The organism is Campylobacter sp. W0066.2, from assembly GCF_024723515.1.
Taxonomy (GTDB): Bacteria; Campylobacterota; Campylobacteria; order Campylobacterales; family Campylobacteraceae; genus Campylobacter_D.
The window spans coordinates 1-9,030 of sequence record NZ_JANQCV010000022.1; the positions used below are offsets into that span (position 1 = coordinate 1).

The window sequence follows — 9,030 nt, forward strand, 5'->3', positions numbered from 1 at the left end:
CTGAAGCAGGAATAAATGATGGATTTGAGGAAGATCAATTATATAAATTAAACCAAAATTGTAAAAATAAGACAAAACAAACTTACTCATAAATATTTAAATTGCTTTAGCTAAAAAACCAATTTTAGATATTATTGATTAATCTGTATATAATCACAATATAAAAAAAGAAGTAGAGTTTTTTATAATATTATTTTAAATACCATTATATTGTTCTAATAATTTTCTAAAATAATATAGATTACTTTGAGTTAGATTATTTAGTGAATTTTTATCAATCTCACGCTGATCATTGCAAAAAACAGCGATATTGCAAAAATACTTTTCAGCATTTTCTATACATCCACCTTTATTTAATATTTGAGAATATAAATCGTTAGTAGATGATTTAAAATTCTTACTATCGTTATATCCTAATTTTTTATAAAAATTTGTTTTGTTATTTTTACTATTATCTACAAAATGAAATCTAAGCCAATCTTCAAAATCATCAAGAGTAAGAAATAAATGTATATCTTTTGGCTTTTTTATATGTTTTATAAGTTTTTCTAAAATTTTTACTCACTAGTATCGCTTTTTGCTCTATCTAGATCCATTACAATAATAAGCTTATTAATATAAGCTGTTTTTTCTATTTTATAAAGAATGTTTTTATATGAATTATTATTTTTTAAATTTTTTACATCTATTTTAACATTATCATAATTTAGATATTTAAAAAGGGAATTAAAATAATCTTCTTCTGTTTTACCTTCGCACCAAATCTGTATACTGGGCTTTGTTTTTTATTCATCATAAAGCCCTTTTAAATAATCAATATATGCTTTTTTCTTTTCGCTTCTAATGTCATAATCGTAGTAAGTTCTTATCTTACTCTCTAGGTGTTGATCTTTTTGAATTAAAAATATTTGTTGTGAATTTAAAAAACTAACATCAAATAATAAAACATTATGAGATGAAATAATTAATTGTCCATTATGGTTTTTCTCTGTATTAATAAGATTGTTGAATATAAGTATTAGCGCCAAAGTGCTTATTGAAGAATCTAATTTATCAATAAAAACAATTTTTCCTTCCTTGATAATTTGGGTTATTTTATCTGCAAAATATACTATTTTTTTAATACCTTCTGATTCTATTTGATAATTAAATTTCTTTCCATTGCGAACAAAAAAGATTTCGTATATATTCTTTCCATCTTTTTCATACTTTTTAAACTCAAAATCTTTTATAGTTTTATCTAGCAATTGAAAAATTTCCAAAATACTTTCTTTGTGTTCTAAAAAATATTTCTTTTTATTTTCTTCAAATTCAAAATTATATTTTTTTGAATAATTACTATTCATATAAACTTCGATATTGTTTATAAGATTCATAAATATTTCTTTTTGCTCTATTTCAAAATCTTTTAAGAAATAAAATATATTTTCACTAAGATTTCTTGAAAAGAATAACTCTAGCTGTTTATTTTTTTCTTTACTATCAATATTAAAAATAGCCTTATCATTCTCAAATTCATATATAATTCTATTATTTTTCAAAAAAGATTCTTTTAGGATATATTTTTTATCAAACTCTATCGAATATGTAAAAATATCTTTATTGTTATTAGATAACTCAATACTTAATTTTATAGAATTTGAATTTTCATTAAAGGCATTGTCTGTTAAATGCTCTCTTAGGGTATGAGAAAAGCCATATTTAATTATATTTAGTAAAATTTTTACGCCTATAAAAAAGTTAGTTTTTCCGCTAGTATTCTTTCCAAAAAAAACTGCTGATTTCATAGGTTTCCCAGCTTGTGATAAATTAAAATTATACTCATATTTTGTATTTTTCAACTTACTTTTTGGCTTTGCTGTAAAATCAACAATTTGTGTTTCTATTCCAAAAGAATATAGACCAGATATTTCTATTTTTCTTAACATAATATTTTCCTTTTGTGTTATTATAAAGCATTGATAGTTAATATAAACATAAAATATGTTTATATTTAAAAATATATAGTTTTAAAGTCTGTTTTGATATTTTTTATAATATTCACTAAAGAATTAAAGCTATAAAAATGAATTAATAAAAATACATTCTTAATCAAGGTAAAAAATAAACAACTTAGCAAATTTCAATATTGCACTTCATAGGCATATAAAATATTCGTATAAAACTAAATCCACAAAAATATATTTGCTCTTAATGATTTAAATGAAATATTTAATAAATATATTTTGAAATATTGTTAAGAATAAAATAAGTTATTATAAAGCCCTTTGAAATTAATATAATAATTATGGCTTCAAAGAAAACTAAAGCATAAAAACTGTATAAGAAGATATCTCTATAAAGAAAACACTACTGATCTCATAAGCTTTCTAGTAAGTATAATATTTATTTATAATTACACAAAATAAAAATACAAAACTTTTATATTTATAAGTTACAAAGTTAATTTTTGATATATTCTTTATATTGTTAGCTTAGGAGTTTTAATGAGTGCAAACGAAACTACTTTTGAAATCATCTTAGAAAAATTAAAAAAAGCAAATTTAAACACTAGATCGAAGGGATCTATGTTTGAAAAACTTTCAAAACATCTTTTAAAAGAAAAAGATACAGCAAATATTTATAAAAATATTTATCTTTGGGATGAATGGGATAAAAAAAATGGGCAAGATTGTGGTATAGATTTAATCATTCAAACAAAAGACGATGATTATATTGCAGTTCAATGTAAATTTTATGAAAACTCAAAAGTAGATTTTAAAGACTTAAGTACTTATTTTAGCAAGTTGCAAAGTGGAATGGGGGAGATTAAATTTAGTAAAGGCATTATTATAAGTACTAGTGATCTTACTCAAAACGCTAAAAAAGAGATGGAGCAAATTTTAAAAAACACACCTATAGAATTGATCACTTTAGAAGATTTTTTAAGCTCAAACATAAGTTGGGATAAATTTGATCCAAATAATTCTTTAGAACTACCAATTACTGCAAAGAAAAAACCAAGAGAACATCAAATACAAGCCATAAATAACACAAAAGAATATTTTGTAAACAAAAATAATACAAGAGGCAAGCTTATCATGGCTTGTGGTACTGGGAAAACTTTTACATCTTTAAAAATTATAGAAGAAATTACTCCTAAAAATTCCATTGTTTTATTTTTAGCTCCTAGTATAGCTTTAGTAGGGCAAACATTTAGAGAATATTGTAAAGAGAAAACTGATGATTTTGTTGCTTCTATTGTATGCTCAGATAGTAAATCAGGTAAAAGCATTGAAGATGATATAGATATTTTAGAATTGCCCATTCCTGCTTCTACTGATACACAAAGCATTAAAAAAGCTTACGATATAGCTAAAAAAGACAACAAAAGATTTATCATCTTTTCTACTTATCAAAGTGTTGAAAAAATCATGCAAGCTCAAAAACAAAACGATCTAGATGAGATTGATCTAATCATTTGCGATGAAGCTCACAGAAGTGTAGGAAATTTATATTCAGGTAAGGAAAAAGATAAACTAAATACTTTTACTCTATGCCATAGTGATGAAAACATCAAAGCCAAAAAAAGAATTTACATGAGTGCTACTCCAAAGATTTATTCTAGTTCTCAAAAAAGCAAAGCTTTAGAAAGTGATAATGAAGTATTTTCTATGGATGATGAAGAAATTTTTGGAGATGAAATTTATAGTATTAATTTTAGAGAAGCAGTTGAAAAAGGCTTACTTACCGATTATAAAGTTATTATTTTAGCTATCAAACAAGAAAGTATTGCAAACATAGCAAATACAGCCATAGCAAAATTAAAAGATGAAAAAAATGTAGATGAAAAATATGTAGATATAGACTTTGTATCTAAAATCATAGGTACGCATAAAGGTTTAGCAAGAAATGATTTAGTTGCTCTTGATGAAAATAACCAAATAGATAATGACTTTTTAGAAGAAATGGATAGTAATATTTCAAGAAGAGTTATAAATTTTTGCAAAAGCATAAGAGATTCTAAAAATATAACCAATTCTTTTAAAATTATTATGCAATGCTATGATGAAGCATTAAAAAAAGATTCTTTTAAAAATCTTGATATAAACATAGATCATGTTGATGGAACTATGAATTCCAATATAAGATTAAATAAACTAAATAATCTCAACTCCCCAAAAGAAAATACTTGTAATATACTAAGCAATGCAAGATGTTTAAGTGAAGGTGTGGATGTACCTGCTTTAGATAGTGTAGTATTTTTTGATGGAAGAAATTCTATGGTAGATATAATCCAATCAGTAGGTAGAGTAATGAGAAAAGCTCCAAATAAAAAAACAGGTTATATCATACTGCCTTTAGCATTAAGCGAGAATGAGCTTTCAAATTTAGATGAGGCTATAAAAAATACCAATTTTTTAAATATATGGAATATCTTAAAAGCTCTAAGAAGTCACGATGATACCTTAGTAGATGAGGCTGTATTTAAAGAAAAGATCAAAATAGCTGTGGCTGATTATGTGGCAGATGAAAGCTCAAATAATACAGATAAAAACTATGAGCCAAGCTTGTTTGATAGCTTTACCTTAAGCGAACTTGCAAACACGATGTATAATGCCATACCAACTAAGCTTGGCGATAAAGGTTACTGGCAAAGCTTTAGTGCAAAAACAGCTAAAATAGTAGAAAAATTAAATATAAGATTAAACGCTATCTTTAAAGATCATCCTGAAATTTTAGAAGAATTTTTAACTTCCTTAAAAGAAAACATTCACCCAAATATCAAAGAAGACGAAGCCATAGATATGATATGTTCTCACATTATAACTAAACCTATATTTGATGTTTTATTTGATAAGAATATGGATGATAATCCTATAGGAAAAGCTCTTGATGAAGTAAATCAAAAGTTAAATACCTTTGGTTTAGATGATGAAGAAACAAGATCTTTAAAAGCTTTATATAAAAACGTAGAAGAAAATGTAAAATTAGCAAAAAGTCAAAAAAGCAAACAAGAACTCATTAAAAACTTATACGATACTTTCTTTAGATCAGCTTTTAAAAAACAAGCTGAAAAATTAGGCATAGTTTATACTCCTATACAAGTGGTTGATTTTATACTTCATTCTGTTAATGAGCTTTTAAAAAGACATTTTAATACAGATTTTAACGATGAAAATGTAAAAATATTTGATCCATTCACTGGAACTGGAAGTTTTATCACAAGATTATTAAGTAAAGAAAATGATTTAATTAGCGATGAAAATTTCAAAAACAAATACGAAAAAGCAATTTTTGCTCAAGATATAATCTTGCTTGCTTATTATATAGCGCTTATTAACATCACACAAACGGGTAATGAAAGGATAAATACTTTAGATAAATTTAAAAATATAGCCTTAGCTGATAGTCTTGATTATTTAGATAAAAAAATACAAGATAATGGCTTATTTGCTTTGGAATTTAAAGATTTAGAAGAAAATAAAAAGATTAAAGACTTAATAGCCAATGAAAAAATCAAAGTCATCATAGGCAATCCTCCTTATTCAGCTGGAGCAAGTAGTGCAAATGATAATAATGCAAACATTTCTCACCCAAATTTAGAAAAACGCGTCAAAGACACTTATGGCAAAGAATCAAGTGCAAATTTAGCTAAAAATACTAGAGATACACTAATCCAAGCTTTGCGTATGGCAAGCGATAAAATACAAGATAACGGCATTATAGGCTTTGTAGTAAATGGGGGCTTTATAGATGCAACAAGTGCTGATGGCTTTAGAAAATGCGTAGCTAAAGAATTTAGTGATATTTATATTTTAAATTTAAGAGGAAATACAAGAACTTTTGGAGAAAAAGCTAAACAAGAAGGCGGACAGATATTTAGTTCTGGATCACGTGCAACAGTGGCTATAGTATTTTTCATAAAAGATACAAATGCTAAAACAAATAAAATTCATTATTATGATATAGGAGATTATCTAGATAGACAAACTAAGCTTGATAAATTAGAAAATTTTAAAAGTGTATTAAATGTGCCTTTTATAAATATAATCCCAAATGAAAAAGGCGATTGGATCAATCAAAGAGGAAATGATTTTGATAATTTAATGCCTTTAAAAAGCGATAAAAATGAATACGGAATTTTTGCTATAAATGCCACAGGCATAGTAACAAATCGTGATAGCTGGGCTTATAATTTTTCCAAAGAAAAGCTTTCAAATTCTATGCAAAAATGCATAGCTACTTATAATGAAGACTTAGCTAAATTTGATCACAAAGCATTTTTAGAAAAAAATAAAAATACTAAAAAATCAGAACTTTATAAAGAGTTAAGTGATAAAGATATAAGTGTAGATAATACTAAAATAGCTTGGACTAGAGCTTTAAAAAAAGATTTTATAAATAATGAAAAAATCAAAGAATTCAATCAAGAAAGTATAAGAATTAGTTTTTATCGTCCCTTTACTAAAGAATATCTTTACTGGGAAAAAACTTGGAATGAAGAACAATCTCAATTGTCAAAATTATTTCCTAAAAATACAGATGAGAATTTGTTGATAAATATTTCACTAAAAAGCTATAATTTTTCAACTTTAATATCTGAGAATATACCTGATTTACATTTTATAGGTGATACTCAAGCTTTTCCACTTTATTTTTACCAAGAAAATGGAAGCAAAGAATACGCTATAAGTGATTTTGCTTTAGATGAATTTAAAAAACAATTAAAAGATGAAACTATAAACAAAGAAGATATATTTTATTATATATATGCTATTTTAAATCACAAAGGCTATTTAGAAAAATACAAATTTGAACTTTCAAAAGAAGCTCCAAGAGTGCCTATAAGTAAAGATTTTAAAAACTTAAGCATTTTGGGTAAAAAACTAGCCACTTTACATTTGAACTATGAAAATAATGAAATGTTTAAAGAAGTAGAATTTAAAGATGGAGTTTTGGCTGATACAGACAATGATGAGTTTTATAAAGTCACTAAGATGAAAAAACTAGGAAATGATATTTTTTATAATCAAAATATCACTATAAAAAATATACCAAATATTGCTTATGAATATAAAATCAATGGCAAAAGTGTGATTGATTGGATTATCGATAGATACCAAATAAGCATAGATAAAAAAAGTTTAATAGAAAATAATCCAAATGATTATCAAGGTGGTAAATATATCTATGAACTTCTTTTAAAAATCATTGATTTATCTATAAAAAGCGTTGATTTAATAAATGAGATTAGTAAAATGGAGTGTGAGTGAAAATATATGAGTAACAATGGTATTGATTTTGCAGATTTTATTTTTATAAATAGAAATGAATGCAAGAAAAAAATAGAAGAAATTTTTAAAGAAAATAAGGATAAGCCTATCGCTATTGCAATCAATGGAAAATGGGGTGTGGGAAAGAGCTATTTTTGGAAAAACGAAATGACTCCGTTTTTAAAGAAAGAACTAGACATAACTCCTATATATACCTCAGTTTTTGGAAAAAAAGATGAAAATGAAATCATTAAAGACTTAGTGTCTCAATTTTTAACAATAGAAAATAAAAATGCAGATAATATAAGAGATTTTATAGAAGGAACATTTAAATTTTTTGGTAAAAACATAGATATGGATTCGTTGTTTAAATTTTTTAAAAAAGAACATATGAAAAATACCATTGTTTGCATAGACGATTTTGAAAGATTATCAGATAAAATTCCAGTGCAGGATATTTTAGGATTGATTTCTGAACTTAAGGAGAATAAAGAGTGTTCCGTAGTTGTTATCTATAATGAAGATGAATTATTTAAAAACGATAATTTTAATCAAGAAAATAATAAAGATAAATCTAAAATAACAAAAGAAAAAATGATATTTGAAAAATACAAAGAAAAAGTATTTGATTTTCAAATCAAATTTGCTCCATCATCAATAGAGCAATTTTCCATTTTTATGTCAGAAAAATTAGAAAAAAATTTTGATGCTTATAAATATTTTCCTGATATTATAAACATAGATAAACTTTTACAAACTCATAATTTTACAAATTTAAGAGAATTAAATAGAGTAAATTGTACTTATCAAACTCTTTTAAAAGATTTTTCTTTAGAAAAATATCCATCAAAAGAATTTAAAAATATATATAATTATATACTTTATCCAATAGCTTATGCTTATCATTTTGGACTTAAACCTGAATATTTTGAAAAAAACAATATAAAAGGAACTACAAATTTAAGTTCCCCGCGCACTTCAATATATAGTAATTTATTAAAAGAGCTATTATCTTATTTAAAAGATGGTTTTGAAATCATGCAAAAAACTAGTTTTTTATATATTCCGCAATTATTTCCTAATCCAAATGGATATACACCTATACAAGAATGTAAAATTTTTTTATTAAATTTTGTTAAAAAAATTATCGATGATACTAATTTTCATATGGAATATATCAAAGAATTAGATAATCAAACATCGCCTGAAGAAGCTTCTATTGGTTTTTTCTTAAAACATAAAAATGATATCGAAAGCATTCCATATATGTTTGGATATAGAATATTAAATTATGCTTTTAATGATAAAGATAGCTTTAAACTTAAAAGAACAAAAAGTTTTGCTTTAGAATTAGTAATAAAAAAACATGAAAAAGAAGTATTGGATTTATTTAATCAATGGTGTAATAAAGCTCATGATGCAATAATTAATAATAAAAACGAACAAGAATATTTTTGGATTAATGAATTTACTTTTTATCTTCCATTAGAAAGTTTATCTAAAAAATTAAATATTCCAATACCTCAAAATAAGTTAGTAGAATTGTTTATTAAAAAATGATTTTACTAAGCAATTATAATTTTTTATTCTTAAGATAATATATCTTATCAAAAAGCAATATAATCTTTTATTCAATGATTAATTATTGTGAAATATTACTGCAAATTATTAACTAGTTATGATATTTAAAAAAGCATATAAAGAAAAGAGATAATTTTGATCTATATTTATAACTAATACAAAAAAGTTTTACTAAACAAAATCTATAATCTTT

At 24.3% G+C, this 9,030-nt stretch carries 3 protein-coding genes; 2 read left to right on the forward strand and 1 reads right to left on the reverse strand.

Features of this window, described 5'->3' with window-relative positions:
* Positions 1 to 785 precede the first annotated feature (785 nt).
* Positions 786 to 1,928 carry an AAA family ATPase gene (locus tag CAMP18498_RS07595; protein ID WP_337198228.1) on the reverse strand — a complete coding sequence of 381 codons (1,143 nt, stop codon included), beginning with the start codon at positions 1,926 to 1,928 and terminating at the stop codon, positions 786 to 788.
* 558 nt (positions 1,929 to 2,486) lie between these two features.
* On the opposite strand from CAMP18498_RS07595, the gene CAMP18498_RS07600 reads away from it, so the two are divergent.
* Positions 2,487 to 7,256 (forward strand): type ISP restriction/modification enzyme, encoded by a 4,770-nt coding sequence (locus CAMP18498_RS07600; protein WP_337198229.1) that lies wholly within the window; start codon positions 2,487 to 2,489, stop codon positions 7,254 to 7,256.
* A gap of 6 nt (positions 7,257 to 7,262) precedes the next feature.
* Positions 7,263 to 8,816 carry a P-loop NTPase fold protein gene (locus CAMP18498_RS07605; RefSeq protein WP_337198230.1) on the forward strand — a complete coding sequence of 518 codons (1,554 nt, stop codon included), beginning with the start codon at positions 7,263 to 7,265 and terminating at the stop codon, positions 8,814 to 8,816.
* The last annotated feature ends 214 nt before the right edge of the window (positions 8,817 to 9,030 follow it).